Annotated in this window: 1 pseudogene; it reads left to right on the forward strand. The window is 45.3% G+C overall.

Annotated features, from left to right (window positions below):
* Positions 1-322, forward strand: a pseudogene (locus CWC11_RS21205) (DASH family cryptochrome); the annotation flags it as partial.

Here is a 322-nt window from a genome sequence, read left to right on the forward strand (position 1 = left end):
AGAGGAAATTGAACCTAAATTACCTATTGCGACCCCGCAGCTTCCACCAAGACCGAACCGGGTATCAGATTTAGCTGAATTTAAAGCAAACTCTTCATACAGTATCAAAGTAGCCGCCGGTGAAGCGCAAGCTCAACAGCAGCTACAACAATACTTCCAAACGGATGTGGCTCTTACATACAAAGAAACCCGAAACGCCTTGTTCGGTGAGCATTTTTCCACTCGGTTTAGTCCAATACTTGCCTATGGCGCTATCAGTCCTAGACAGATCAAGCAAGCACTTACTCAATTTGAGCAGCAAAGAGGCGCAAATGAATCAACC

This window comes from Pseudoalteromonas sp. S3178 (assembly GCF_005886985.1).
Lineage (GTDB): Bacteria > Pseudomonadota > Gammaproteobacteria > Enterobacterales > Alteromonadaceae > Pseudoalteromonas > Pseudoalteromonas carrageenovora.